Origin of the sequence: Mesorhizobium sp. M4B.F.Ca.ET.203.01.1.1, assembly GCF_004791025.1 — a bacterium.
GTDB classification, from domain to species: Bacteria; Pseudomonadota; Alphaproteobacteria; order Rhizobiales; family Rhizobiaceae; genus Mesorhizobium; species Mesorhizobium abyssinicae.
The window spans coordinates 140,355-165,133 of the sequence record NZ_SRUO01000015.1 but is presented as its reverse complement, the minus strand read 5'-3'; the positions used below and the strand labels follow the sequence as shown (position 1 = coordinate 165,133).

General features: G+C 65.8%; 27 protein-coding genes. 11 read left to right on the top strand and 16 right to left on the bottom strand.

Translation table 11 applies throughout. From position 1 onward, the window contains the following. Nucleotides 1-42 precede the first annotated feature (42 nt). Entirely contained in the window at nt 43-1,296 is a 1,254-nt protein-coding gene (locus tag EN846_RS26425) for an aspartate kinase (protein ID WP_127286051.1), read from the bottom strand. Nucleotides 1,297-1,516: 220 nt separating this feature from the next. Here EN846_RS26425 and EN846_RS26420 point away from each other — a divergent pair, with 220 nt between their 5' ends. Then, nucleotides 1,517-1,813 (top strand): hypothetical protein, encoded by a 297-nt coding sequence (locus EN846_RS26420; protein WP_127309170.1) that lies wholly within the window; start codon nt 1,517-1,519, stop codon nt 1,811-1,813. A 48-nt stretch (nt 1,814-1,861) separates the two neighbouring features. On the opposite strand, the gene EN846_RS26415 is transcribed toward EN846_RS26420, so the two are convergent. Genes EN846_RS26415 through EN846_RS26410 form a run of 3 tightly spaced genes read right to left on the bottom strand, consistent with a single transcriptional unit; the run spans nt 1,862 to nt 2,647 of the window. Beyond that, a complete protein-coding gene (locus EN846_RS26415; RefSeq protein ID WP_245509046.1) occupies nt 1,862-2,287 on the bottom strand; it encodes a putative glycolipid-binding domain-containing protein in 426 nt (141 codons plus the stop codon). After that, the gene (locus tag EN846_RS36440) at nt 2,205-2,429 is read right to left on the bottom strand and encodes a putative glycolipid-binding domain-containing protein (RefSeq protein ID WP_245500146.1); all 225 of its coding nucleotides are present in this window, start codon (nt 2,427-2,429) and stop codon (nt 2,205-2,207) included. The genes EN846_RS26415 and EN846_RS36440 overlap by 83 nt, the downstream gene beginning before the upstream one ends. A gap of 32 nt (nt 2,430-2,461) precedes the next feature. After that, a complete protein-coding gene (locus EN846_RS26410; RefSeq protein WP_127286048.1) occupies nt 2,462-2,647 on the bottom strand; it encodes a hypothetical protein in 186 nt (61 codons plus the stop codon). 56 nt (nt 2,648-2,703) lie between these two features. Between EN846_RS26410 and ubiG the strand changes: the two genes are divergently transcribed. Further along, complete coding sequence (gene ubiG, locus EN846_RS26405) at nt 2,704-3,453, top strand: bifunctional 2-polyprenyl-6-hydroxyphenol methylase/3-demethylubiquinol 3-O-methyltransferase UbiG (protein ID WP_127286047.1); 750 nt, start codon at nt 2,704-2,706, stop codon at nt 3,451-3,453. A gap of 10 nt (nt 3,454-3,463) precedes the next feature. Here the strand turns inward: ubiG and EN846_RS26400 are convergent, their stop codons facing one another. After that, nucleotides 3,464-4,378, bottom strand: a complete 915-nt coding sequence (locus EN846_RS26400) for a DMT family transporter (protein ID WP_128346958.1) — start codon at nt 4,376-4,378, stop codon at nt 3,464-3,466. Between the two features lie 101 nt (nt 4,379-4,479). Between EN846_RS26400 and EN846_RS26395 the strand changes: the two genes are divergently transcribed. After that, nucleotides 4,480-4,965: a MarR family transcriptional regulator gene (locus EN846_RS26395; protein ID WP_128346959.1), complete on the top strand. Its 486-nt coding sequence runs from the start codon at nt 4,480-4,482 to the stop codon at nt 4,963-4,965. A gap of 4 nt (nt 4,966-4,969) precedes the next feature. On the opposite strand, the gene EN846_RS26390 is transcribed toward EN846_RS26395, so the two are convergent. From EN846_RS26390 to EN846_RS26375, 4 genes are all read right to left on the bottom strand, one after another. Continuing rightward, a complete protein-coding gene (locus EN846_RS26390) occupies nt 4,970-5,395 on the bottom strand; it encodes a DUF1178 family protein (protein ID WP_127393319.1) in 426 nt (141 codons plus the stop codon). Then, nucleotides 5,392-6,252 carry a carbon-nitrogen hydrolase family protein gene (locus tag EN846_RS26385; RefSeq protein WP_127393320.1) on the bottom strand — a complete coding sequence of 287 codons (861 nt, stop codon included), beginning with the start codon at nt 6,250-6,252 and terminating at the stop codon, nt 5,392-5,394. The genes EN846_RS26390 and EN846_RS26385 overlap by 4 nt, the downstream gene beginning before the upstream one ends. A gap of 2 nt (nt 6,253-6,254) precedes the next feature. Next, nucleotides 6,255-6,524, bottom strand: a complete 270-nt coding sequence (grxC, locus tag EN846_RS26380; protein WP_127286042.1) for a glutaredoxin 3 — start codon at nt 6,522-6,524, stop codon at nt 6,255-6,257. Nucleotides 6,525-6,611: 87 nt separating this feature from the next. Further along, nucleotides 6,612-7,412 (bottom strand): ComF family protein, encoded by an 801-nt coding sequence (locus tag EN846_RS26375; RefSeq protein WP_127393321.1) that lies wholly within the window; start codon nt 7,410-7,412, stop codon nt 6,612-6,614. Nucleotides 7,413-7,467: 55 nt separating this feature from the next. On the opposite strand from EN846_RS26375, the gene EN846_RS26370 reads away from it, so the two are divergent. Beyond that, nucleotides 7,468-8,340 carry a methyltransferase domain-containing protein gene (locus EN846_RS26370; protein ID WP_135913972.1) on the top strand — a complete coding sequence of 291 codons (873 nt, stop codon included), beginning with the start codon at nt 7,468-7,470 and terminating at the stop codon, nt 8,338-8,340. Between the two features lie 6 nt (nt 8,341-8,346). Here the strand turns inward: EN846_RS26370 and EN846_RS26365 are convergent, their stop codons facing one another. From EN846_RS26365 to argJ, 5 genes are all read right to left on the bottom strand, one after another. Beyond that, complete coding sequence (locus tag EN846_RS26365; RefSeq protein WP_127309173.1) at nt 8,347-8,535, bottom strand: Flp family type IVb pilin; 189 nt, start codon at nt 8,533-8,535, stop codon at nt 8,347-8,349. A 105-nt stretch (nt 8,536-8,640) separates the two neighbouring features. Further along, nucleotides 8,641-8,949: a hypothetical protein gene (locus EN846_RS26360; protein WP_127285210.1), complete on the bottom strand. Its 309-nt coding sequence runs from the start codon at nt 8,947-8,949 to the stop codon at nt 8,641-8,643. 103 nt (nt 8,950-9,052) lie between these two features. Beyond that, nucleotides 9,053-9,475 carry a (deoxy)nucleoside triphosphate pyrophosphohydrolase gene (locus EN846_RS26355; RefSeq protein ID WP_127393323.1) on the bottom strand — a complete coding sequence of 141 codons (423 nt, stop codon included), beginning with the start codon at nt 9,473-9,475 and terminating at the stop codon, nt 9,053-9,055. Further along, the gene (locus EN846_RS26350; RefSeq protein WP_127393324.1) at nt 9,472-10,221 is read right to left on the bottom strand and encodes a GNAT family N-acetyltransferase; all 750 of its coding nucleotides are present in this window, start codon (nt 10,219-10,221) and stop codon (nt 9,472-9,474) included. The genes EN846_RS26355 and EN846_RS26350 overlap by 4 nt, the downstream gene beginning before the upstream one ends. A gap of 29 nt (nt 10,222-10,250) precedes the next feature. Further along, nucleotides 10,251-11,492: a bifunctional glutamate N-acetyltransferase/amino-acid acetyltransferase ArgJ gene (gene argJ, locus EN846_RS26345; protein ID WP_128346444.1), complete on the bottom strand. Its 1,242-nt coding sequence runs from the start codon at nt 11,490-11,492 to the stop codon at nt 10,251-10,253. 212 nt (nt 11,493-11,704) lie between these two features. Here argJ and EN846_RS26340 point away from each other — a divergent pair, with 212 nt between their 5' ends. Further along, nucleotides 11,705-12,301, top strand: coding sequence for a TetR/AcrR family transcriptional regulator (locus EN846_RS26340; protein WP_127392143.1), 597 nt, complete (start codon nt 11,705-11,707; stop codon nt 12,299-12,301). Nucleotides 12,302-12,403: 102 nt separating this feature from the next. Here EN846_RS26340 and EN846_RS26335 read toward each other — a convergent pair whose 3' ends face one another. Further along, the gene (locus EN846_RS26335; RefSeq protein ID WP_127392145.1) at nt 12,404-13,321 is read right to left on the bottom strand and encodes a peptidylprolyl isomerase; all 918 of its coding nucleotides are present in this window, start codon (nt 13,319-13,321) and stop codon (nt 12,404-12,406) included. Nucleotides 13,322-13,572: 251 nt separating this feature from the next. Here EN846_RS26335 and secA point away from each other — a divergent pair, with 251 nt between their 5' ends. Continuing rightward, nucleotides 13,573-16,305, top strand: a complete 2,733-nt coding sequence (secA, locus tag EN846_RS26330) for a preprotein translocase subunit SecA (RefSeq protein WP_127392142.1) — start codon at nt 13,573-13,575, stop codon at nt 16,303-16,305. A gap of 134 nt (nt 16,306-16,439) precedes the next feature. Here secA and EN846_RS26325 read toward each other — a convergent pair whose 3' ends face one another. Then, nucleotides 16,440-19,028, bottom strand: coding sequence for an AAA family ATPase (locus EN846_RS26325; RefSeq protein ID WP_127392144.1), 2,589 nt, complete (start codon nt 19,026-19,028; stop codon nt 16,440-16,442). Nucleotides 19,029-19,245: 217 nt separating this feature from the next. Here EN846_RS26325 and EN846_RS26320 point away from each other — a divergent pair, with 217 nt between their 5' ends. From EN846_RS26320 to EN846_RS26300, 5 genes are all read left to right on the top strand, one after another. Then, nucleotides 19,246-19,518, top strand: coding sequence for a DUF4242 domain-containing protein (locus EN846_RS26320; protein ID WP_127392141.1), 273 nt, complete (start codon nt 19,246-19,248; stop codon nt 19,516-19,518). A gap of 417 nt (nt 19,519-19,935) precedes the next feature. After that, nucleotides 19,936-20,433 carry a hypothetical protein gene (locus EN846_RS26315; RefSeq protein WP_127392140.1) on the top strand — a complete coding sequence of 166 codons (498 nt, stop codon included), beginning with the start codon at nt 19,936-19,938 and terminating at the stop codon, nt 20,431-20,433. A gap of 274 nt (nt 20,434-20,707) precedes the next feature. Beyond that, nucleotides 20,708-22,111: a lipopolysaccharide biosynthesis protein gene (locus tag EN846_RS26310; protein ID WP_127392139.1), complete on the top strand. Its 1,404-nt coding sequence runs from the start codon at nt 20,708-20,710 to the stop codon at nt 22,109-22,111. Continuing rightward, nucleotides 22,111-23,391, top strand: coding sequence for a GNAT family N-acetyltransferase (locus EN846_RS26305; protein WP_127392138.1), 1,281 nt, complete (start codon nt 22,111-22,113; stop codon nt 23,389-23,391). Before EN846_RS26310 ends, EN846_RS26305 begins: the two co-directional genes overlap by 1 nt. A gap of 71 nt (nt 23,392-23,462) precedes the next feature. Beyond that, nucleotides 23,463-24,614 (top strand): YncE family protein, encoded by a 1,152-nt coding sequence (locus EN846_RS26300; RefSeq protein ID WP_127392137.1) that lies wholly within the window; start codon nt 23,463-23,465, stop codon nt 24,612-24,614. The last annotated feature ends 165 nt before the right edge of the window (nt 24,615-24,779 follow it).

Below are 24,779 nucleotides of genomic sequence, written 5' to 3'. Positions count from 1 at the left end.
TCCGCCGCGCCCGGCACTCACGCAACAACTGATTCAGTCTTGCTATTGCTTATCCAGACCGTAGACGGAATGCAAAGTGCGAACCGCCAATTCGGTATACGGACCGTCGATCAGTATCGAAATCTTGATCTCGGAAGTGGTGATGGCCCGGATATTGATCGCCTTGTCGGCCAGCGCCTTGAAGGCGGTGGCGGCGACACCCGCGTGGCTGCGCATGCCGATGCCGATGACCGACACCTTCGACATGCCGGCTTCCGACTGCACCACGTCATAGCCGACATCGGCTTTCAGGCGCTCCAGCACCGCAAGCGCCTTGTCGACGTCGCCCGACGGCACCGTGAAGGTCATGTCGGTGAACTTGCCGTCCTCGGAGATGTTCTGGACGATCATGTCGACATTGATGTTGGCTTCGGCCAGCGGCCCGAAGATGCCGGCGGCAACGCCGGGACGATCGCCGACGCGGCGCAGCGAAATCTGCGCCTCGTCCTTGGCGTAGGCAATTCCGGTGACGACCTGCTGTTCCACGATCTCTTCCTCGTCGCAAATAAGCGTTCCGGGCGGATTGAGCAAATCCCCCATTCCGGGCGCGTCGGGATCGTCGAAGGACGACCGCACGAAGGTACGCACCCTGTGCACCATGGCAAGCTCGACCGAGCGCACCTGCAGCACCTTGGCGCCGAGCGAGGCCATTTCGAGCATTTCCTCGAAGGAAATCTTGGCCAGCCGCCGCGCCTTCGGCTCGATGCGCGGATCGGTGGTGTAGACGCCGTCGACATCGGTATAGATGTCGCAGCGGTCGGCCTTGACCGCCGCCGCGATCGCCACGGCGCTGGTGTCGGAGCCGCCGCGGCCGAGCGTTGCGATGCGGTTGTCCGGGCCGATGCCCTGGAACCCGGCGATGACGGCCACCTGGCCCTCGCCGAAGCGCTTGATCAGGAAGCCGCCGTCGATGTCGAGAATGCGCGCCGCGCCATGCGCGTTGTCGGTCTTGATCGGGATCTGCCAGCCCTGCCAGGAGCGGGCATGAACGCCCATGTTCTGCAGCGTGATCGCCAGGAGACCGGCCGTGACCTGCTCGCCGGAGGCGACCACGGCGTCATATTCGCGCGCGTCGTGCATCGGCGAGGCCTCGCGCGTCCAGCCGACCAGTTCATTGGTCTTGCCGGCCATCGCCGAGACCACGACCGCGACCTCATGGCCGGCGTCGACCTCGCGTTTGACATGGCGCGCCACGTTGCGGATGCGGGCGATGTCGGCGACGGAGGTTCCGCCGAATTTCATCACGATGCGCGCCATGGAAACGAAATGCCTTTGACTGGATGCTGGGCCGTGGGGCCGAAAAACACGCCGGCCAAGGCCGGGTGCTGAATGCGCGGCCTCCTTAGCCAAATGATCAGGATTTCGCAAGCGATGGCGCGCAACAACGATTCGCGCTGAAAATATCGGGGTTGCTGACAGATTTGAGCACCAGGTCATGCGATAGATGAGCCTGGAAGCCCGACAACGAGGAGGATAGATGGCCGAGACCCTGGAAATCGTCACCTTCCGGCTGAAGCCCGGAACCGAAGCAGGCTTTGTCGCCGGCAACGGCCTGCTCAGCGACTGGCTGGCGCGGCAGCCCGGTTTCCTCAGCCGCTGCCTGGCCAGGCAGGACGACGGCGGCTGGGTCGATCTGGTGCGCTGGCAGAGCCGCGAGCAGGCGCTTGCCGCCGCCGGTCGGATCATGGCCGAGATCGGCGATTGCCAGGCGATGCGGGCCATCGATCCCGCCAGCGTCGACATGAAGCATCTGGCGGTGGCGCTCGCCGTCTGACCTTGATCCCGCTGCCGGCGGATTCCTGGCGTGCTGGGACGCCGATCCTCATTCCAGCCGCGCCGCGCTTCGCCACAGGCCTGGGTAATCGAGGACGAAACCAGCCGGTGAAACTTCCAGGATCGCGTTGTAGCCGAACATCGGCGCATCATAGCCGTAACGAGTATCGTCGAGCCGCCGGTAGCTCTGCTCGAGGCGCATCAGCCTGAGTTCGGGAAAGGCCAGATAGGCGGCCGGCGCGGGCGTCGACATGCCGACTCCGAGGTCGAAGCGGCGGATCGCCAGGAGGTTCGTGGCGGGCGTGAAGCCGAGATCGACGTCGATCAGCCCGGCGACCTCCGCCTGGCCGGCGCCGTTCAGCGTCCAGCCGCCATCGGCAAGCCGCTCGATCTCAAAGTGCAGGGTTTCCGCGCCGACAAAAACCGTCGACGCACGCCGAGCGCGTCCGCCAGCCGGAATCGCAGTCGGCTTCATAGGCGAGGCTGCATGGCTTGTCGTCATGGACGAAGAGCGCATGGCCCCTGAGTTTCCAACCGTCGCCCGCATCGGAAAGCAGGCAGGCATCGTGCCCTTCCAGGTCGAGCCGCCGCCATAGGATCGAAGAGTGCGGGCGCATGATCACGCTCCTGTTTGAAACATCATGCCTCATCATTCGTCCGTCAGGGCAATGCCGTTGCCGTTGCGGGCCGACGAAACTGCCATGTGCTGACAGAACGCCTCCGCCCGACCGCCGGCGCGCGCAGGCTCGCTGTTCGCTCGTGGCAGCAGTCGAAAAAAGCCGCCTTGACATTCGCGGCCAGGCAACCGACTTCCTAGCACTTTGATTTTACGCATGATCCTTTCCGAAAATCGAAAGCGATTTTCGGGGTCATGCGTCAGGAGATCCGCCCATGCCAGAGCCCCGACGGTCGACGATCGATGCCGGAGAAGTGGAACGCTTTTCCGCGCTGGCCGCCGAATGGTGGAACCCCAACGGCAAGTTCCGGCCGTTGCACAAGTTCAATCCGGTGCGGCTTGCCTATATCCGCGACCAGGTGGCGGCGCGCTTCGGCCGCGATCCGCGCGCGGCCAGACCGTTCGAAGGCCTGCGCTTCCTCGACATCGGCTGCGGCGGCGGTCTGCTGTGCGAGCCGATGGCGCGGCTCGGAGCCGAAGTGGTCGGCGCCGATGCCTCCGCCACCAACATCGAAGTGGCGAAGCTGCACGCGGCCGAGGTCGGCGTCAGCGTCGATTACCGCGCCACCACGGCTGAGGACCTCGCCGACGCCGGCGAGACATTCGACGTCATCCTCAACATGGAAGTGGTCGAGCATGTCGCCGACATCGACCTGTTCGTGGCCAAATGCGGCCAGATGGTCAAACCCGGCGGCATCATGTTCGTCGCCACCATCAACCGCACGCTGAAGGCGCTCGGCCTCGCCATCATCGGCGCCGAATATGTGCTGCGCTGGCTGCCGCGCGGCACCCACCAGTTCGGCAAGCTGGTACGGCCGGAGGAACTGGAAAAAGCCCTCGGCGCGGCCAGCCTGACCATCATCGATCGCACCGGCGTCGTCTACCATCCGCTGGCCGACCGCTGGCAGCGGTCGAAGGACATGGACGTCAACTACATGGTCTTGGCCGAAAAAGCCTCGGTCTGACCTCGCCCTGTCAGGCTGCCTGGCTCCGCATCTTCAAGCTCGTCTGGTTCTGCGCCTTTGTGGTGATGAACACGCCGATCGTGATGATCACCGCACCCATCCACGTCAGCAACTGATAGTGCTCACCAAGGAAAACCGTGCCGGCAAACAGGCCGACCGCGGCCGCGACATAGCCGATCTGGCTGAGATAGACCGGACCGCCGACCGCTTGCAGCCGGAAGAAGAAGGCAAACATCGCCGAGGCCGACGCCACCTGTCCGGCGACCACCAGCGGCACGCTGCCGAGCGGAGCGAATGCCTGCCAGCCGAATAGCGTCAGAATGCCGATCAGAAGCAGGGTCGCCGAGGCCAGATGGCTGCCGACGGCAAGCTCGATCGGACCGGTGTCTTCGGGCCAGTCGACGGTGCGGTAGATGTTGCCGGCAGCGAGGCTGACCGGGATCAGCAAACCGACCGCCACCCAGAAGAACTCGGCCGGCTGGCCGGCCTCGCCGCGCGTGACCGCCACCATCACCGCGCCGACGAAGCCGACCGCGATGCCGACGACACCGAGCAGGTTTGGCCGCCTGACGCCGAGCAGGATCGAGAACACCAGCGTGACGACGGGCGAGAGCGTGAACATGATGCCGGTGTAACCGGCTCCCAGATGCGGGATGGCCGAGAACATCAGCAAATTGGGGACCGCATAGGACACGGCGGCGGTGACGAAGAAATAGCGTAATTTGTGCGCCGTCAACCGGATGCGTTCGCCGCGCAGCAGAAGCGCCAGCAACAGCACGCCGCCGGCGCCGAGCGAGATGACGAAAGCCCAGACCATGGCCGGAACGCCGGCCGCCGTCGCCAGTTTGCCGAACGGCAGCGTCAGGCCGAGCAGGCCGCCGGTGACGACCAACAGGCCGGCCGCCGAATCCCAGAGAATTTTCATCGGATGGTCCCGTCGTTCAATCGCAGCGCTTGGCCGCTATTGTGTTTTGCGATAACATAGTGCAAAGATTCTTTATGTCAAGATACTTTTCGGTGAGATAGATGGATCGGGCGGCAAGGGCGATCGAGCAGTGGCAAAGGGAACGGCCGGATCTGGACGTCTCGCCTATGGCCGTGATCGGACGGCTGAACGAAGCCGCCTCGCTGATCTCGCGCGAGCGCCTGGCGCCGCTGTTTGCTCGCTTCGGATTGCAGCAAGGCGAGTTCGACGTGCTGGCGACCCTGCGCCGTTCCGGCACGCCCTACGCCTTGACGCCGACCGATCTCTACGAGGCGACGATGGTGACCTCGGGCGCCATGACCGCCCGGCTGGACCGGTTGGAGAAGGCCGGTTTGATCGAACGCGCGCCGCATCCAAGCGACCGCCGCGGCGTGGTGGTGCGGTTGACCGAAAAGGGTTTGGCCTTGACCGACGAGGCACTCGCCGCCCATGTCGCCAACGAACATGAAATCCTCGCCGGACTGACCGCGCCAGAGCGGGAGACACTGGCCAGTCTGCTTGGAAAGCTGATCGGAAGCCTGAGCTGAATGCTCAGTTGCGGTCGTCGGGAAAGCTGGGGATCGGCATGAACTCGACGCCATCCTCGACCAGACTCTTTGCCTCGTCGACCGTCGCCTCGCCATAGATGCCGCGCGGATCGGTCTCGCCGAAATGGATCTTGCGCGCTTCCTCGGCGAATTTGTCGCCGACATAGTCGGCATTCTCGCGCACCTTCTCGGCCATTGCCTTCAACTGCGCCAACGCCTGCTTCTGCGCCTCGCCCATGGCGAGCGCGATCTTTTCCTGCTTGCGCCCGGTCGAGACGGCCGGCGCCATCAGCGCCTTGTCGACCTTGTGCGAGCCGCAGTTCGGGCAGTCGACGAACCCGCGCTTCTTCTGGGTGTCGAAATCGTCGTTGCTCCGGAACCACGCCTCGAATTCGTGCTCATGCTCGCAGATCAGGGAGAAACGGATCAAGAGGCGGCACCCCTGAGGCGGGGCGCCTCGCCGGCATTGACCGAGAACTCGCGCGCATTCTTGAGATTGGGGATCTTCCTGCGCGCGGCAAGCGACTGCGCCGGGTCGATCTCGGCGACGATCACCGCCGGCTGGTCGTGCGCCGCTTCCGCGACAATGCGGCCCCACGGGTCGACGATCAGCGAATGGCCATAGGTCTCGCGACCGTCCTCGTGCAATCCGCCCTGAGCAGCGGCAATCACATAGGCGCCATTCTCGATGGCGCGCGCGCGAAGCAGCACATGCCAATGCGCCTCGCCGGTCTGCCGGGTGAAAGCGGCGGGCACCGACAACAAGTCGGCGCCGGCCAGCGCCTCGGCGCGGAAGAGCTGCGGGAAGCGCAAATCGTAGCAGACGGCAAAGCCGAGCTTCGCGCCGCCGATCTCGGCGACGACAGCTTCGGTGCCCGGCTCGTAAGCGGCGGATTCGCGCCAACTCTCGCCATTGTCGAGATCGACGTCGAACATGTGGATCTTGTCGTAGCTGGCTATCGTCGCCCCATCCGGCGCGAACAGCAGGGCGCGGTTTGCCAGCTTGCCGTCGGCGCGCAGGATGGCGGTCGAGCCGATATGCAGGAAAATGCCGAGTTCCCTGGCCAGCTTCCTGGCGGTCGAGACGATGATGTCCTTGTCCTCGGAGGTGAAGGAAGCGGCACGCGCCTCCTTGTCGCGCACCAGCGCGCCGGTCATCTCAGGGGTCTGGACATAGCTGGCGCCAAGGCCTGCCGCCTCGCGCACCAGGCGCTCCAGATCGACCGCGTTGCGCTCCGGGCTCTCGCCCGAACGCATCTGCACCGCCGCTGCCTTGAAAACACCCATGGTCAAGCCCTCGAACCGTTGGCAAGCAACACATCGAGCCGGCCCTCCGCCTCCAGATCATGGAGGTCGTCGGAGCCGCCGACATGCGTGTCGCCGATGAAAATCTGCGGAAACGTGGTGCGGCCATGCGCCCGGGAAATCATCTCCTGGCGCAGTTCCGGCGAGAAGGAAGCATCATGCTCGGTATAGGCGACGCCCTTGCGGTCGAGGAGCCGCTTGGCTGCGGTGCAATAGCCGCACATCATCCGGGTATAGATCGTCACATCGATCATCAGTCAGCAATCCTGCCTCTGCATGCGCGCCTGGAGGCGCGTGGCGCTTCCGGGATAACGACATGCACGAAAACAACAATTCTCGCTTTATATAGTCGCGGACTCGTCGGCCCGAAAGTCCCCCGGCAAAACGCGCGCGAAGGTCAGCACGTCGACGGCTCCGGCGCCGCCCTTCTTCAGCGCCTTGGCCACCGACCTCACTGTCGCGCCGGTGGTGTAGACATCGTCGATCAACAGCACCCGGCGGCCGGCGATCTCGATCTCCGCCTCGGTCGGCACGCGGAAGGCGGCGCGCACATTGTCCTCGCGGTCCTGCCGCTCCAGCCCGACCTGCTGGCGGGTGAGCTTCACGCGCCTCACAGCCGAAGGCGAGAAAGGCAGGCCGCTGAGGTGCGATACCGCCCTGGCCAGCTCGGCCGACTGGTTGAACTGCCGCCTGAAGAAGCGCCGCCAGTGCAACGGCACCGGCACGACGAGATCGGCCTCCGCGATCAGCTCGGCTCCGGCGCGCAGCATCCAGCGCGCCATCCATGGCGCCAGATCCGTGCGGTCCTGATACTTCAAGCCTTGCACCATCTGGCGCGCCACGCCGGAATAGACGACCGCGGCCCGCGCCCGTTCGAAGGGCGGCGGATCGGCGATCGCTTCGGCCGAGAGGAAGCCTTCGCCCATGTCATGGGTGAACGGCGTGCCCATCACCGCGCACCAGGGCCGTTCCAGCAGCCTGAGCTTCGGCCAGCAGGTCCCGCACAGCACGCCGGGCTGCGAGACATGGCGACGGCAGCCGGCGCAGACCGGCGGAAACAGGATGCGCGCCGGCAAGGCCAGTGCCCGCCGCGCGATGGTCCCGAGTTCAACGGTCTTGATCTTCGGCATTGGATCGGCCACGTGGTTTCGTCGCCGCTCCACTATAATCGGAGCGCGGAAAACAGGAACCTGCCCGTTGCAGCCTATCATCGACACCTCGCTCTGGCTGGCGCGCAAGCGCCGCGCCCTGGCCCACTCCGTGGGCGGCGCCGATTTCCTGATGCGGCGGGCAGCCGATGACCTTGCCGACCGGCTCGGCGCTGTCGAGCGCAGCTTCGGCAAGGCGGCCGCGCTGTTTTGCCAGACGCCGGCGGCAGCGGATGTGCTCGCCGAAAGCGGCAAGGCGGCGGAGATCGCGCGCGTCGAAGCGGACGCGGCTTTCCTCGCAGACAGGGCAGGCCTTGTCGCGCCGCTGGAGACGGTGCCGTTCGAGGCCGAGAGCCTCGATCTGGTTGTCTCGCTGCTGTCGTTGCAGGCGATGAACGATATTCCCGGCATGCTGGCGCAGATCCGCCGGGCGCTGCGGCCAGACGGGCTTTTCCTCGGCGCCCTGGCCGGCGCCGGCACGCTTTCCGAATTGCGCGAGAGCCTGCTCGCCGCCGAGACCGAGCTCTACGGCGGCGCCAGCCCGCGCGTCACTCCCTTCACCGATGTCCGCGACGCCGGCGCGCTGCTGCAGCGCGCCGGCCTGGCGCTGCCGGTCGCCGATGTCGAGACGGTGACGGTCCGCTACGACACTATGTTCGACCTGGTCGCCGACCTCAGAGCCATGGGCGAGACCAGCGCGCTCGTCGACCGCAGCCGGCGGCCCGGCACGCGAAAATTCCTCGCCCGCGCCGCCGAGATCTACGCGCAACGGTTTTCCGACCCCGACGGCCGGATCAGGGCGAGCTTCTCGATTGTATGGCTGTCAGGCTGGGCGCCCGATGCTTCGCAGCAAAAGCCGCTGAAGCCGGGCTCGGCAAAGGTTTCGCTGAAGACGATCCTGGAAGACCCGCCGTGGCGTTGAGACCGATCAGTGCTGGGCGAAGGCGTTGACGAGCTGGCTGTTGGTGTCGCTGAACAGCCACTGTATCGCATTGGCTGCCCTGCCGACGCCGCCGACGATGGCAAGCGACAGCACTGCGGCGATCAGGCCATATTCGATGGCTGTCGCGCCTCTCTCGTCGTGGACGAACTGTTGCAGAAGCTTTTTCATGGTCATCGATCCCTCTTGCCAGGACCATAGCTCCTACCTGTTAAGAAAGGTTAACGGCAAAAGCTTAACAGGCGGTGAAACGGGTCGTCTCTGCGAAATTTGTTAACTATATCAACACTCCCCGCTGCGCGAGCCGTCACTGCGGATCACGCAGACCGAACTGGGCAGAGGCTGCAAGACGCTGCGGCGCAGCGTATAGGTGTCGCGATGGCCGATCGTACCGGTGCTCATCGTGTCGACGCCGGCAAAACCGTCGCGGGCTGACCGGGTCTGGCTGTCGAGCAAAGGCGCGGCGATTAAGGCCAGCGCCACCGCGGCCGAGCCGAACAGAAGCGTGATGCGCAATATGCCCATGCCGGCATCGGCGGCGCGAAAGCCGCGCTCCGGCCGGATCGAGTCCCAGTCTTTGTCGAGGCTCATGCAATCGCTCCCCACGCGAATCGGCCGGGACCCGGCTTTGCCTCAATTTTCCACACCGGGATAAATCTTCCATTAACGCTGGCTAAAACCAGCGCCCAGGCTCTCACAGGAGGTCGATGAGGAACTGGATCAGCGGCGCGTCGGCCGGCGGCATCGGATAGTCGCGCATCTGGCGCGGCCGCACCCATTTCAGCCCCTGCCCTTCCCTTGGCTGCGCGATTCCGCGAAAGCGGCGGCAGACGAAGAGCGGCATCAGCAGGTGAAAATCATCGTAGCTGTGGCTGGCGAAGGTGAGCGGCGCGAGACAGGGGATGTCCGTTTCGATGCCGAGTTCCTCCTGGAGCTCCCGGATCAGGCACTCCTCCGGTGTTTCACCGGGCTCGACCTTGCCGCCCGGGAATTCCCACAGGCCGGCGAGTTGCTTGCCTTCGGGCCGTTGCGCCAGCAGCACGCGACCATCCGCGTCGACCAGCGCGCAGGCGGCGACGAGAAGCAGGCGCTTGCCGGCTGACTTGACCTCGCTCATGCGCCGGGCGGCCGACGATAGTGGTAGCGGTAGACTTCCTCGAAGCCCAGCGAGCGGTAGAGCCCTAGCGCCGGCGCGTTGCCGGCTTCGACCTGCAGCCAGGCCTCCCGCGCGCCGCGCAGCCGCGCCCATTTCAGCGCCGACAGGATAAGGTTGCGGCCGTGGCCTTGGTTGCGCACCGATCTGTCGGTGGCGATCTCGAACAATCCGGCGAGGTCGCCGTCATGGACGCAGATCAGCGTCGCCAGCGGCTCGTTGCCGTCCTCGAGCGCGAACAGCCCGGCCTCGGGCTGGATGGCGCCGATGATCTCCGACAGGCCTGGCCTGAGCGACACGTCCGAGCCGCTGACCTTCAGCGACGCGCCGATGAAGCGGCTGATGTCTTTCAGCGGAATCTGGTCCATGGCCGTGTCGAGCCGGGCGTCGGCCAGCGGCAGCCGCATCACCAGGGATTCGTCGAAGCTGCTCCAGCCTTCGCTGTCGAGATGTCTGGAAAGGACAGGGCCTGACAGCGGCGATATGCGGAACGTCAGCGGCCGGCCATAGGCGTCAAAACGCCGGCTGGCGCGGCCGATGCGCTCGGCGATGTGCTGGGTGTCGCCGGGGTCGAGCGGATTGACGGAGTTCAGCCGCTTGGCCGGATGCCCGGCCGTCAGCCGTACCACCCAGGTGCCGTCATAATGGACGGCGGCCGCCGGCCAGGCGCGGAAACCGGCCGCCTCGTAGCGGCGGACGGTCGCGAGCATGCTTGCCGGATGTCTGGACACCAACGCCCTCAGCTCCGGTAATCGCCGTTGATGGCGACATATTCCTTGGTGAGGTCGCACGTCCACACCGTCGCCTTGCCGCGGCCGATGCCGATATCGGCGCGGATGCGGATATCGTCGCGCTTCATATAGGCCGAGGTCGCTTCCTCGGAATAGGCCGGATCGCGCTCGCCCTCATGCGCCAGCCTGTTGTCGCCGAACCAGATCGACAAAAGGTCGCGGTCGGCGGGCTCGCCGGCCTTGCCGACCGCCATGACGACGCGGCCCCAATTGGCGTCCTCGCCGGCGACGGCCGTCTTGACCAGCGGCGAATTGGCGATCGACAGCGCGATGCGCTTGGCCGAACGGGCCGACTTGGCGCCGGTGACGGTGACTTCGACCTGCTTGCGCGCGCCCTCGCCGTCGCGCACCACCTGGAGCGCCAGCGTCTTCAGCACCTTGCCGAGCGCACGGCGGAACGCGCCGAGCCGCGCGTCCTTGGCATCGCTGATCGCGGGCGCGCCGCGCTTGGCAGCGGCGCCCGTGGCGAACAGCAGCAGCGTGTCGCTGGTCGAGGTGTCGCTGTCGACGGTGACCGCGTTGAAGGTCTTGGCGGTGCCGCGCGACAACAGATCCTGCAGCACGGGTGCGGCGATCGGCGCGTCGGTGGCGATGAAGGAGAGCATGGTCGCCATGTCGGGCGCGATCATGCCGGCGCCCTTGGCGATGCCGTTGATCGTGACGTCGGCGTCGCCAAGCTTCACCGTCGCCGTCGCCACCTTCGGATAGGTGTCGGTCGTCATGATGGCCTTGGCCGCCTCGGTCCACAGGTCGGGCTTGCCGTCCTTGACCAGCCCGGCGAGCAGATGGCTGAACCTGGCCGTATCGAGCGGCTCGCCGATGACGCCGGTGGAGGCCAGGAACACCTCGCTCGTGGCGCATCCGGCCGCCTTGGCCGCCGCCTCGCCGGTCAGCGCCGTTGACGCGCGGCCCTTCTTGCCGGTGAAGGCATTGGCGTTGCCGGAATTGACCACCAGCACGCGCGCCTTGCCGGCGCCGAGGTTCTGCCGGCAGAAATCGACCGGTGCCGACGGGCATTTTGACTTGGTGAACACCCCGGCGACGGCGGTGCCCGGATCGAAGACCATGGCCAGAAGGTCGGTGCGGTTCTTGTATTTGATCCCCGCCTCGGCGGTGGCGATGCGCACGCCCTCGATCGCGGGCATTTTTGGATATTTCTTCGGCGCGAGCGGCGAAATCGTTGCGGACATGAGGACCTCGGGCGGCGGAAACGCTGGGGAAGGCCGGTTTGCCCGATACGACGCGCCGGCGCAAGGGCGTTTTCGTCGCTCCTGCCGGCCGCGCCAACCCGCTCAGCACGCCTACACGGCCGCGCATTTGGGGAGGCCCCGGAACGGGCCGTATCGTTTCACCGAGAAGCCTTGTATCCTGCGGGCAAGACATATCGGCAAGGACAAGGCAGATGGGCGAGGCCGCCGGAACCGGGCGCAGATCGATCGGCGCCAGGCGCAATCCCGACAGCGCCGACGCCATTCTCGACGCCGCCGAGGCGGTGCTGGCGGAGGCCGGCTATTCCGGCTTCTCGATCGAGGCGGTGGCGCGCCGGGCGCGGGCCGGCAAGCCGACCATCTATCGCTGGTGGCCGAGCAAGGCCGCCCTGCTGCTCGACGTCTACCAGCGGCAGAAGCGGGTCGACGTCCCCGACACCGGCAATCTCGAGGACGATCTTGTCGGTTTCCTGAAGAACCTGTTCGCGCACTGGCGCCTGACAGCGTCGGGCAATGTGTTCAGATCGCTGATCGCCGAGGCGCAGTCGGATAGCCACGCTGCGGCGGCCCTCGCCGGCTACGCGACCGGACGCCGCGCCCACACCGGCCAGGTGATCGAGCGCGCCAAGGCGCGCGGCGAGGTCGCGCCCGAAGTCGATGCCGGCATCGTCGCCGACCTCATCGCCTCCTATGCCTGGAGGCACCTTCTTACCAACCGGCTCGACGAGGACAAGGCGACGCTGCGCACTGCCGTCCGCTATGTGATCTCCGGCATTTCCGCCAAGCGCTGAGCGGCCGGGCTCGGGCTGCCGGCACGACACGCTTGCTTCCATCCTCAAACGAAAAGGGCGCCTAACGGCGCCCTTCACATGACTGATGAGCTGTCGCGGGCCTTACTTGCCGCTTTCGATCGTCTCGACCGCCTTCTTCAAGTTGGCGTCGGGGATCTCGACCTTGGCGTCGGCGCGCAGCTGCTTCACCAGCGCGAAATACTTGTCGCGGATGACGGCCTGCTTGGCCTGGTCCTTGACCTCCTCGAAGGCCGGCGGCTGCTTGGCGCGCTTGTCCTCGAGCTTGATGACGTGCCAGCCGAACTGCGACTGCACCGGCTCCTTGGTGTATTTGCCGACCTCGAGCGCGAACGCCGCCTTGTCGAACTCGGGCACCATCTGCCCCGGTCCGAACCAGCCGAGATCGCCGCCGTTGGACTTGCCGCTCGGATCGCTGGTGTGCTCGTTGGCAAGCTTCTGGAAATCGGCGCCGCCGTCGAGCTGCTTGATGATCGCCTCGGCCTCTTCCTTGGTCTTCACGAGGATGTGACGGGCGTGCACCTCGTTGACCGGCGGCGTGTTGGCGATCTCCTGGTCGTAGCGGGCGCGAATCTCGGCGTCGGTCACCTTGTTGACGACGCCCTTCTCGACCATCTCGCCATGCAGCGCGCGCTGCTGCAGGAACGCCATGCGGCGCTGGAAGTCGGCATCCTTGTCGAGGCCGGTGGCGACCGCCTGGGCCGCCATGACGCGGATCTCTATGGCCGCCGAAAGGGCGGCCGCGCGGCGCTGTTCCGGCGGCAGTTGCTGGAACTGCTGCGACAGCTCGCCTTCCGCGAGCCCAAGGTCCGCCTCGGTCAGCGGCTGGCCGTTGATCGTCGCGACCACGGCGTTCGGATCGACAGGCTTGGCGGCCGCGGCCGGGGCAGCCGGCTGGGCCGGGGCGGTTTCCTGCGCCATCACCGGCGACAGCGACAGAGCCGACAATCCGAATGCCAGGCCAAGGCTGGCGAGCGACGCACGGCGGAACGATAAGGTCATCAAGATTAACTCCGGTGGGGATTGCTTTGGCTGAATGGCTTCAGATCGGCCAGATTGTGGCGGAATTTGGCGCGGTCGGCAGGACCAGCGCGGCGTTGACATCGTTTGAGCCCCCTCTTATCTGTCCAACGACTTTGCGTCCAGAACCGTTTTCCGGGCGCTTTTTGCGTTTGTCCGCGTTTCACGCGGATTTGATGGGGCCGCCCGGTGCCTGTCGCAACGATTAAGAATGCTATCGAAAGGGCCATTGGATGGTCAGTCTCGGCGGTCTCGCCCGTAAGGTTTTCGGCTCCTCCAACGATCGCCGGGTGAAGGCGACCCGGCCGCGGGTCGAGGCCATCAATGCCATGGAAAACGAGATGCGGGCGCTTTCCGACGCCGAGCTTCGCGGCCGCACGGAAAAGTTCCGCCAGGATATCGCCAATGGCGCCTCGCTCGATGATCTCTTGATCCCGGCCTTCGCCACTGTGCGCGAGGCCGCGCGTCGCGTGCTCGGCCTGCGTCCTTTCGACGTGCAGCTGATCGGCGGCATGGTGCTGCACAATGGCGGCATCGCCGAGATGCGCACCGGCGAGGGCAAGACCCTGGTCGGCACCCTGCCCGTCTATCTCAATGCGCTCGCCGGCAAGGGCGTCCACGTCGTCACCGTCAACGACTACCTCGCCACCCGCGACTCCGAATGGATGGGCCGCATCTACAAGTTCCTGGGCCTCACCGTCGGCGTCATCGTCCACGGCCTCTCCGACGAGGAGCGGCGCGCCGCCTACGCCGCCGACGTCACCTACGCCACCAACAACGAGCTCGGCTTCGACTATCTGCGCGACAACATGAAATACGAGCGCGCGCAGATGGTGCAGCGCGGTCACAGCTACGCCATCGTCGACGAAGTCGATTCCATCCTGGTCGACGAGGCGCGCACGCCGCTGATCATCTCCGGTCCGCTCGAGGACCGTTCGGAGATGTACAACACCATCGACGCCTTCATGCTCAAGCTCGGCCCGGCCGACTACGAGATCGACGAGAAGCAGAAGACCTCGATCTTCACCGAGGAGGGCACCGAGAAGCTCGAGAACATGCTGCGCGACGCCGGCCTTCTTAAGGGCGAGTCGCTTTACGACGTCGAGAACGTCGCCATCGTCCACCATGTCAACAATGCGCTCAAGGCGCACCAGCTGTTCCAGCGCGACAAGGACTATATCGTGCGCAACGGCGAGATCGTCATCATCGACGAGTTCACCGGACGCATGATGCCCGGCCGCCGCTATTCGGAAGGCCTGCACCAGGCGCTCGAGGCCAAGGAGCACGTGGCGATCCAGCCGGAGAACCAGACGCTGGCCTCCGTCACCTTCCAGAACTATTTCCGCCTCTACGACAAGCTCGCCGGCATGACCGGCACGGCGCTGACCGAGGCCGAGGAGTTCGGCAACATCTACAATCTCGAGGTCACCGAGATCCCGACCAACCTGCCGGTCGTGCGCAAGGACGAGGACGACGAGGTCTACCGGACCGTCGACGAGAAGTACAAGGCGATCGTCAAGGAGATCAAGGACGCGCGCGACAAGGGTCAGCCGATCCTGGTCGGCACCACCTCGATCGAGAAATCCGAGCAGCTCGCCGAGCGCCTGCGCAAGGACGGCTTCAAGAGTTTCGAAGTGCTCAATGCCCGCCACCACGAGCGCGAGGCGGCCATCGTCGCCCAGGCCGGCAAGCCCGGCGCCATCACCATCGCCACCAACATGGCCGGCCGCGGTACCGACATCCAGCTCGGCGGCAACGCCGAAATGCGCATCGCCGAGGAACTCGGCGACCTGCCTGAAGGGCCGGAGCGCGAAGCCAAGGAAAAGGCAATCCGCGACGACGTCGCCCGCCTGAAGGAAAAGGCGCTCGCCGCCGGCGGCCTCTACGTGCTCGCCACCGAGCGCCATGAGTCGCGCCGCATCGACAACCAGCTTCGCGGCCGCTCCGGCCGCCAGGGCGACCCCGGTCGCTCGAAATTCTTCCTGTCGCTGCAGGACGACCTGATGCGTATCTTCGGATCCGAGCGCATGGACGGCATGCTGCAGAAGCTCGGCCTCAAGGAAGACGAGGCGATCATCCATCCCTGGATCAATAAGGCGCTGGAGAAGGCGCAGAAGAAGGTCGAGGCGCGCAACTTCGACATCCGCAAGAACCTGTTGAAATATGACGACGTCTCCAACGACCAGCGCAAGGTGGTGTTCGAGCAGCGCATCGAGCTGATGGACGGCGAAGGCCTGTCGGAAACGGTCGCCGAGATGCGCGACGGCGTCATCGAGGAGATCGTCGCCAAGAACATTCCCGAAAACGCCTATGCCGAGCAGTGGAATGTCGCCGGCCTCAAGGCCGAAGTGGCCGAGTTTCTCAACCTCGACCTGCCGGTCGAGGAGTGGGCCAAGGAAGAAGGCATCGCCGAGGACGACATCCGCGAGCGCATCACCGCCGCCGCCGAGACGGCCGCCAAGGAACGCGCCGAGCGTTTCGGCCCCGACGTGATGAGCTATGTCGAGCGCTCGGTGGTGCTGCAGACGCTGGACCACCTCTGGCGAGAGCACATCGTCAATCTCGACCATCTGCGCTCGGTGGTCGGCTTCCGCGGCTACGCCCAGCGCGATCCGCTGCAGGAATACAAGGGCGAAGCCTTCGAGCTGTTCCAGGGCATGCTCGGCAATCTGCGTCAGGCCGTTACCGCGCAGCTGATGCGTGTCGAGCTGGTCCGCCAGGCCGCCGAAGCGCCGCCGCCCGAGGCCCCTGACATGTTCGGCAGCCATATCGACGGCACGACTGGCGAGGACGACTTCCAGGGCGGCGAGACGGCGCTCCTGGTGCGCCAGGAATCCAATGCGATCGTCGCGGCGGAGGATCGCGACCCGAACAACCCCGCCACCTGGGGCAAGATCGGCCGCAACGAGGCCTGCCCCTGCGGCTCCGGCAAGAAATACAAGCACTGCCACGGCGCGTTCGCTTGAGAGCAATTCCAGGAAAAGTGTGAAGCGGTTTTCCGCCCGGAATTGCGTCAGAACAAGGCGACCTTCCCTTCTCCCCGTTCACGGGGAGAAGGTGGCCCGAAAGGCCAGATGAGGGGCAGCGCGGCCGTTCGCGATCACACCAGTCCTGAAGCGCGCGCGGCGGCGGACGCCTCGCCGCGCGAGACCGCGTCCAGCTTGCCCAGCACCGCCGAGACATGGTGATCGACCGTCTTCGGCGAGATGGTCAGATGCTCGGCTATCCGCTTGTTGGAGAAGCCGCGCTCGATCAGCTGCAGCACCTCCATCTGGCGCTGGGTCAGGCCAGCGCTGTTGGCGCGTGTCGCCTGGCGCGGCCCTCTCGCAATATGGCTGACGCCGCTGCGCCGCATCAGGGCGCGGACATGCTGCGCCACCGGCCTCGCGCCAAGACCCTCCAATATTTCGAGCGCCTCGCGCAACGCCGGCTCGTCGCCATGCAACAGGGCGAGCGCGCGGTCGAAGGGAGCGCCCATCCCGGCCCATAGCGCCGCGGCGCCGCGCCACTCGCCGGCGAGCAGCATCCGGTGCGGTCCCGCCATTCCCGCCGTGTCGCCGGGATCGCTTTCGAGTGACAGGAGCAGCCGCCAGATGGCGAGTTCGCCGAACACCGCCCGCGTCGGCGACAGGCTGTCGGCCAGCTCGATCAAGCCAAGCGCTTCCTGCCTGTCGCCTTGACCGAGCCATGCCCGTTCGGCCATCACCGCCGCGTAGGGCGCCAGCCGCTGCAGCTCCATGCCCTTGTCGAGGAACCGCTTCATCTCTTCCAGCACCGGCTCGGCCGAGGGATCGCCCCGCCTTATGCGCAGTTTTGCCAACGCCACCAGCGAGGGATAGCGCACCAGCGCGGTCGTCGCGTCATTGTCGATGACGTCATGCGCAACAGTGGCTGCGTCGTCCCACAGGCCGCGCCGCACCAGGAGCTGCGCCTGCACGCCCCGCATGTAGTCGCGCCAGGTCGCCAAATCGTTCTCGACGCAATAGGCGATGCCGCGCTCGAGAAAGGACTGCGCCTCGGCGAGGTCCAGTTGGTTCATCTCGATGCAGGCGCAATTGGTGAAGGCGCGCGCCGCATGCTCCTGGAAGTTCTGTTCGAGCGCGAGCTCGAGACTGCGTGCGAGATGCAGCCGGCCGCTGGCCAGATCCAGCCATTGTTCGGCCGAACCCAGATTGTTGAGGGCGTGGCAGACGATGTCCGGCCTGTCCAGCCGCTCCGCCAGCTCGACCGCCCTGCCGCCGAGCAGCAGCGTCTCATCGAGTTTCTCGGCCAGCATCGCCAGTTGCGAGAGATTGGAATAGGCCATGGCAAGCTCTGGTCCGGCGGGCGCCGCTTCCAGCAGTTCCACCGCCTGCGCGCCGAACAAATCCGCCTGCTCGCGGTCGCCGACGAGATAGGCGAAGCGCGACAGGCACCGCAGGCTGTCGCCCTCCCTGAGCCTGTCGCCCAGGGCCTGCTGCAGCCGGCGCGCATGGCCTTGCGCCTCGATGGCCGCGTCGATGCGGCCGATGAGATGACATTCGAAGGCATAGCCCTCATAGAGCCTGGCGCGGTCCTCCATCGACATGGCGTCGGCGTAGCGCAGGGCGACCTCGTAATGCCCGGCGGCATCGCGATGCGCGCCGACGCGCGAGGCCTCGCGCGCCGCCAGCGGGGCAAGCTCGCGCACCGCCTGCAGGTTCTGCGCCTCGACCGCATGATGCACCAGCCTTGCGGTGGCGACGTCGGCGTTTTCCTGCAATGCCGACAGCGCACGCTGGTTGAATGCGCGCCGGTGGCTTGGCGTCAGCATCATCTCGATGGCGCGGCGGGCGATATCGTGCCGGAAGGCATAGCCGTCGCCCAGATCGTCGAGCAGGCCGTTCGACACGCATTCGGCGAGCTGGCCGGCACTGGCGACACCGCACAGGCCGCGCAGCGCCCAGGCATCGGCGCGTCGGGGAAACACCGACACCGCATCGAGCATCGAGCGCGCGCCGGGCGACAGGCGTTCTGCCCGCGCCAGCACCGCGTCGCGCACGCTGGCCGGCGGCGTCGCCACGTTTTCGGCCGCCAGCAGTTCGGTGACGAAGAAGGCATTGCCGGCGGTGGCCCGGTAGATGGCGTCGCCATCGCGGCCCGCGGCATCGGCCAGCGACAGCACCGCCGCCTCGCTGAGCAGCGGCACATCGATGCGCTGGACATTGCCGGATGGAATCTCGCCCAGCGCGCGGCGCACGCGCATTTGCCCCTCGCTGCGGTCGGTGCGCGCCGTGAACAGCAGCAGCATATGCGTGTTGGCGAGGCGCCGGCCCAGGAAACGCACGAAGTCGAGCGTCGCATCGTCGGCCCAGTGCATGTCCTCGATGATCAGCAAGCCTGGCCGCGACCTCGCCTCGAAGACTTCGAGCGCGTCTGAAAACAGCGGCAGCCGCTGTCCCTGGCGGTCGTCGATCGCCCGCGGCAAGGCCCATTGCGCATCACGTGCCAGATCGTAGAGGGGCCCGAGCGGATCAGGAATCGAAAGGTCCTCGCAGGCGCTGCGGAAAACGGCCGCGCCTTGCCCGACGCGCGCGAGGAAAGCCTCGACGAGCGCCGTCTTGCCGGCGCCGGCCTCGCCCAGCAATGCCGCCACATGGCCGCGACCCTGCATCGCCTCCGAGAGCAGCTGATCCAGCTGCCCGAGTTGCGCCTGCCGCTCCAGAAGCATCGTCATTGGCCCATGGTCTCGTCGCCGCCCGGTCCATCCCGCCAGCATACCCAGCCCCGGTATCCGCAGTGTGGCTCCGAGACCAAACGTCGAAAACATAGGGAATCTTCCCGGCAAATATGGGGAAAGGTTCCGATGCGCGTCTTCAACGAGCGTGGTTCTTATCCAATCGCGCTCAAACCGGGCGTGAATCATTTCACAGGAAGGAAGCCATTCCATGCCTCGCTATCTGGTTGAACGGACATTCCCCGACGGGCTCACCGTGCCGATGAACGACGCCGGCGCCACCGCGCTCGGCGGCGTCATCATGCGCAATGCCGAAAAGGGTGTGACCTGGGTGCAGTCCTTCGTGTCGCCGGACAAGAAGCACAGCTTCTGCATCTACGACGCCCCCTCGCCTGAGGCGATCCGCAGCACGGCGCAGAAGAACGCCCTGCCGGTCGACAAGATCACGGAGGTGCGGGTCCTGGACCCCTACTTTTATCATTGATCCAAGGAAGGGCGGACCCGACCATGAGCGTGAAATTGTCCTGGGCGATGACGGTGGGGGCGATGATGGCGGCCGGTTTTCCGGGCTGCTCGATCTCGAAACGGCAGTCCCCATCGCGCCAGCCGGCCGCGCAACCTCCCGGCGCGGTCTCGCATGGCGGATCGTGTCCGCGCTGTTCTCGCCATTGCGAAACCGGCGCCTGCCGCCGCAGGACGATCATCTGAGGCGCGACATCGGGCTCGGACTGCGCGAGCTGCCGCGCGACTACTGGGAATATTGATGGCACCAGCGGTGATCCGCCATCACGGCGGGATCGTTCGATCCCGCCGCCTTCAATGACATGCACAGCGCGGCAGGGTGCGGTCTTCCACCGGCCGGCATTGCTGCTCTCGCGTCCTAGACGAAACGGAGAAGGAAATGACCATTCAGATCTGGACCAGGGGCCTCATCGGCATCCTGACGATAGCCGCGGCCAGCGCCGCCCAGGCGGAGAATGCCAACCCGCTGGCCGACAAGGTGCGGGCGGGCGACAGCCGCTTCGAGGATGTCGCGGTGGCGAAAGCCGAGGGCTATGCGCCGATCCCCTGCGCCAGCGGCATCACCGGCGGCGCCATGGGCATCCACTACGTCAACGCCGCTTACCTGAAGGACGATGCCGTCGACCTCGCCAGGCCCGAGGCGGTGATGTACGAGCCGGTGGCCGACGGCACGCTGAAGCTGATCGCCGTCGAATACATCACCGCGAAGGGTCCGGCTTCGCTCGAGGGTCAGCTGTTCAACTTCAACAGCGCCCCCAACCGCTACGGCCTCGGCGCGTTCTACGAGCTGCATGTCTGGGCCTGGAAGCAGAACCCGACCGGCACCTTCGCCGACATGAACCCCAACGTGTCGTGCGACGCGATGAAGGGAATGTGAGGCGCCTCTTCCTTCTCCCCGTTTCACGGGGAGAAGGTGGCCCGAAGGGCCGGATGAGGGGCGGCGCCGGCGCCTGATGTCTTCTATCGCCTCAGCCTTCTCCGGTTTCGCCGCACGGCAATCCTTCGAAAGCTCTCGCCGCCCCTCATCGCCTGCTGGCACTTTCTCCCCGTATGGTGACGGGGGAGAAGGAAGCGCCCACCCAACCGTTTCTTAATGTGTTTTCGCTAGACCGAAACGCAGGAAACGAGGCGGAAAACGGAGAATAATCGGGGTGCGCTTTTCCGCGGCGACGACTGCCGGGCGGTTTTTGCCGCAGCGCTTGGCGCTGCGCGTGAGCCCGTTGCTTGGCCGCATCGATGCCGTGCTGTTCACCGCCGACGAGCGCGGCGAGGCCGGCCGCATGTCGCTGATCGCCTTCACCATCCGCATCATCAGCGCCGTCATCGCCTTCGTCAGCCAGGTGCTGATGGCGCGCTGGATGGGCTCCTTCGAATACGGCATCTTCGTGCTGGTCTGGGTGACGATGGTGATCGTCGGCAACCTCGCCTGCCTCGGCTTCCACACCTCCGTCATCCGCTTCATCCCCGAATATCGCGAGCGCGGCCTGCTCGCCGAACTGCGCGGCATCGTGATGGCGAGCCGGCTGTTCGTGCTGGTCGCCTCGACGGCCATCGCCGGCCTCGGCGCGCTCGGCGTCTGGCTGTTCTCGCCCTGGATCGAGAACTACTATGTCGTGCCGTTCATCCTCGGCGTCATCTGCCTGCCGATGATCGCGCTGGGCGATCTCCTGCAAGGGCTGGCGCGGGCGAATTCATGGGCGCTGTTCGCGCTGTCGCCGACCTATCTGGTGCGGCCGGTGCTGATCCTGGTGTTCATGGCGCTGATGCTGGCGGCGGGCTATGCGCCCGATGCCAGGACCGCGATCTTCGCCTCGATCGCCGCTACCTACGCCACCACGCTCGGCCAGTTCTTGGGCGTCACAGCGCGCATCGACCGCAAGCTGGCGGCCGGCCCGATGAAGGTCCATTTCGCGCAATGGTTCATGGTCTCGCTGCCGATCTTCCTGGTCGAGAGCTTCTTCTTCCTGCTCACCAATGCCGACGTGCTGATGGTCGGCGCCTATCTCGATCCCGATGACGTCGCCGTCTATTTCGCCACCGTGAAGACCCTTGCGCTGGTGCATTTCGTCTATTTCGCCGTCAAGGCCGGCGTCGCCCAGCGCTACGCCCAGTTCACCCATGGCGAGCCGGAGCGGCTTGCCGCCTTCGCCCGCGAGACGGTGTCGTGGACCTTTTGGCCCTCGCTCTTGATGGCGCTGCTGGTGCTGGCGCTGGGGCAGCCGATGCTGGTGCTGTTCGGCCCCGAATTCACCGCCGGCTATCCGCTCTTGTTCCTGCTCGTCTTCGGCGTCGTGGCGCGCGCCGCCGTCGGCCCCTGCGAGAGCCTGCTCACCATGAGCGGCAACCAGAACATCTGCGCCGGCGTCTACGCCATGACGCTTGCCTTCAACATCGGCCTCAACGTGCTCTTGATCCCGTTCTTCCACCTGTGGGGCGCGGCGATCGCCACCAGCCTCGCCATGGTCTTCGAGGCCAGCGCGCTCTCCTTCACCGTCTGGCGCAAGCTCGGCATCGTCATGTTGATCTTTGCGACCGCCAGGAAAGGGACCGCCTGATGGCCGCCATCCCGTTGCTCGAGGAAACCAGCGGCGGTCCGGCCGGCGCCATGGTGCAAGGCCTTGCCGGCCTGGCGCGCGACGCCGACCCCGCCCATATCGAGATCCTTGCCAACAACCGGCCGGAGCGCAAGCTTGCCATCTATCCGGCTTCCGCCGGCTTCGACCTGGTCGAGGAACTCGACTATCTCTGCACCCGCACCCTCGAGCCCAACGTCTTCTTCAACCCGCGCTTCCTGGCACCGGCCATGCCGAGGCTCGAGGACCGCGAGGTCAAACTGGCGGTGATCCGCGACGGCGACGAATACCGCAACCGACTGCGCCTGCTGGTGCCGTTCTCGGTCGAGCGGCCGGCGATCCCGCTCGGCGTACCCGTCATGCGCACCTGGTCGAGCCCGTTCGGCCCGCTCGGCACGCCGCTGGTCGACCGCGACGATCCGGTCGGCGTCATTGAGGATTTCGTCTCGATGCTGTCCAGGCCGCACCTCAAGATGCCGAAGGTTTTCGTGCTGCCCGACATCCGGCTGGACGGACCGGTGGCGAGCCTGTTGACCACCTTCGCCGACACGCGCGGCCTGACCATGGTCACCACCGGCAAGATGGACCGTCCGGTGCTGGAAAGCGAGGCTGACGCCGAGGATTACCTCAAGGCGTCTCTGCGCTCGCACCATTACCGCGAATTCCGCCGATTGAAGCGCCGCCTTGCCGACCTCGGCCAGCTCGAACATCTGGTCGCGCGCGGTCCGGACGATATCCGCCATGCCATCGAGGCCTTCCTGACGCTGGAGGCGGCCGGCTGGAAGGGCCGCGAGCGCACGGCCATGGCGATCGACCGCTACCGCGCCGCCTTCGCCCGCGAGGCCGTGCACCGGCTGGCCGAGCAAGATCTCTGCCGCATCCATTCGCTGACGCTCGACGGCCGCACCATCGCTTGCCTGATCGTCTTCGTCGAGGGCGGTGTCGCCTACACCTGGAAGACCGCCTATGACGAGACCCTGTCGGCCTATTCGCCGGGCACGCTGCTGATGATCGAGGTGACCAGGCAGAATCTCGACGACCCCAACATCGTGGTCACCGATTCCTGCGCCGTGCCCGACCATCCGGTGATGAGCCGGCTGTGGGTGGAGCGCAAGCCGATGGGCACGCTGGTGCTCGGGCTGTCGCCCGACGCCGACCGCCTCGCCCGCCAGGCGGCCTCGCAACTCCATCTCTACCGCGAGACCCGCAACATGGCGCGCATCCTGCGCAACCGCATGCGCAGCCTGTTGAAAAGGCGCTAGATGAACGCCGGCGCACGGTTTATGGCTGCCGGCGGCCAAATCGGGCCGGCCTCCGCGATAAAGCATTCCAGATGATACGAGCCTTCCTGCGTCATGCCGGCCTCGCGCCGGTTCTCCTGCTTGCCCTGCTGCCGACGAAGGTTTTCGCCGGCTCCTGTCCCGAGGACTGCAGCGAGCCGCCGCCCGTCGACATCTACAGCCATACCGCCGCCGGCGACCTCAGTCCCGCAACTGCGGGTGCGTTGCCGCGCGTCTATGTGCCGAACCGGTCGTCGAACAGCGTCTCGGTGATCGACACGGTGACCCTGAAGGTGGTGGATAGGTTCGGCGTCGGCAGCAAGCCGCAGCATGTCGTCCCGTCCTGGGATCTGACGACGCTGTGGGTGGCCAACAACGGCACCGGCAAGAACGGCAGCCTGACGCCGGTCGATCCGAAGACCGGCAAGCCCGGCCAGCAGATCCCCGTCGACGATCCCTACAACATGTACTTCATGCCCGACGGCAGTTCGGCCATCATCGTCGACGAGGCCTTGCGGCAGCTCGACCTGCGCGACCCGCAGACCATGGCGCTGAAGTCGGTCATCGCCACGCCCGACTGCGCCGGCATCAATCACGCCGATTTCTCGGTCGACGGCTCCTACGCCATATTCACCTGCGAATACGGCGACGGCGGGCTGCTCAAGGTCGACCTGAAGAACCAGAAGGTGCTTGGCCGGCTCGACCTCTCCAGGATGGGCATGCCGCAGGACATAAGGCTCTCGCCCGGCGGCAAGGTCTTCTACGTCGCCGACATGATGAATGACGGCGTCTTCCTGGTCGACGGTGACAGCTTCAAGGAAATCGGCTTCATCGCCACCGGCATCGGCACGCATGGCTTTGTCGTCAGCCGCGACGGCAAGCGGCTTTACGTCTCGAATCGCGGCTCGCACAAGATGGAGCAAGGCCGCGCCAAGGGTCCCGGCAGCGTGACGGTGATCGACTTCGCGACCCGCTCGGTCGTCGCCCAATGGCCCGTTCCGGGCGGCGGCAGCCCCGACATGGGCAATGTCAGCGCCGACGGCAGGCAGCTATGGCTGTCCGGCCGCTTCGACAGCGAGGTTTACATGTTCGACACCACGTCCGGCGCGGTCACCAGGATCCCGGTCGGAGCGGAGCCCCACGGCCTGACGGTGTGGCCGCAGCCAGGACGGTACTCGCACGGGCACACGGGGAACATGCGGTAGGCCATTGCCCTTTTGAGGAGCGGTGACCGCGTCAAGACAAATGCATTCTTCCGCAGCGATCTGCCTAATGATTCGGCAGAATTCCGGAAATATTGAGTAAAATTGCCCCGGCTTCACGCTTTAATTGTATTAGCGATTCCTCATTCTCTTCGACCGAAAGATTTA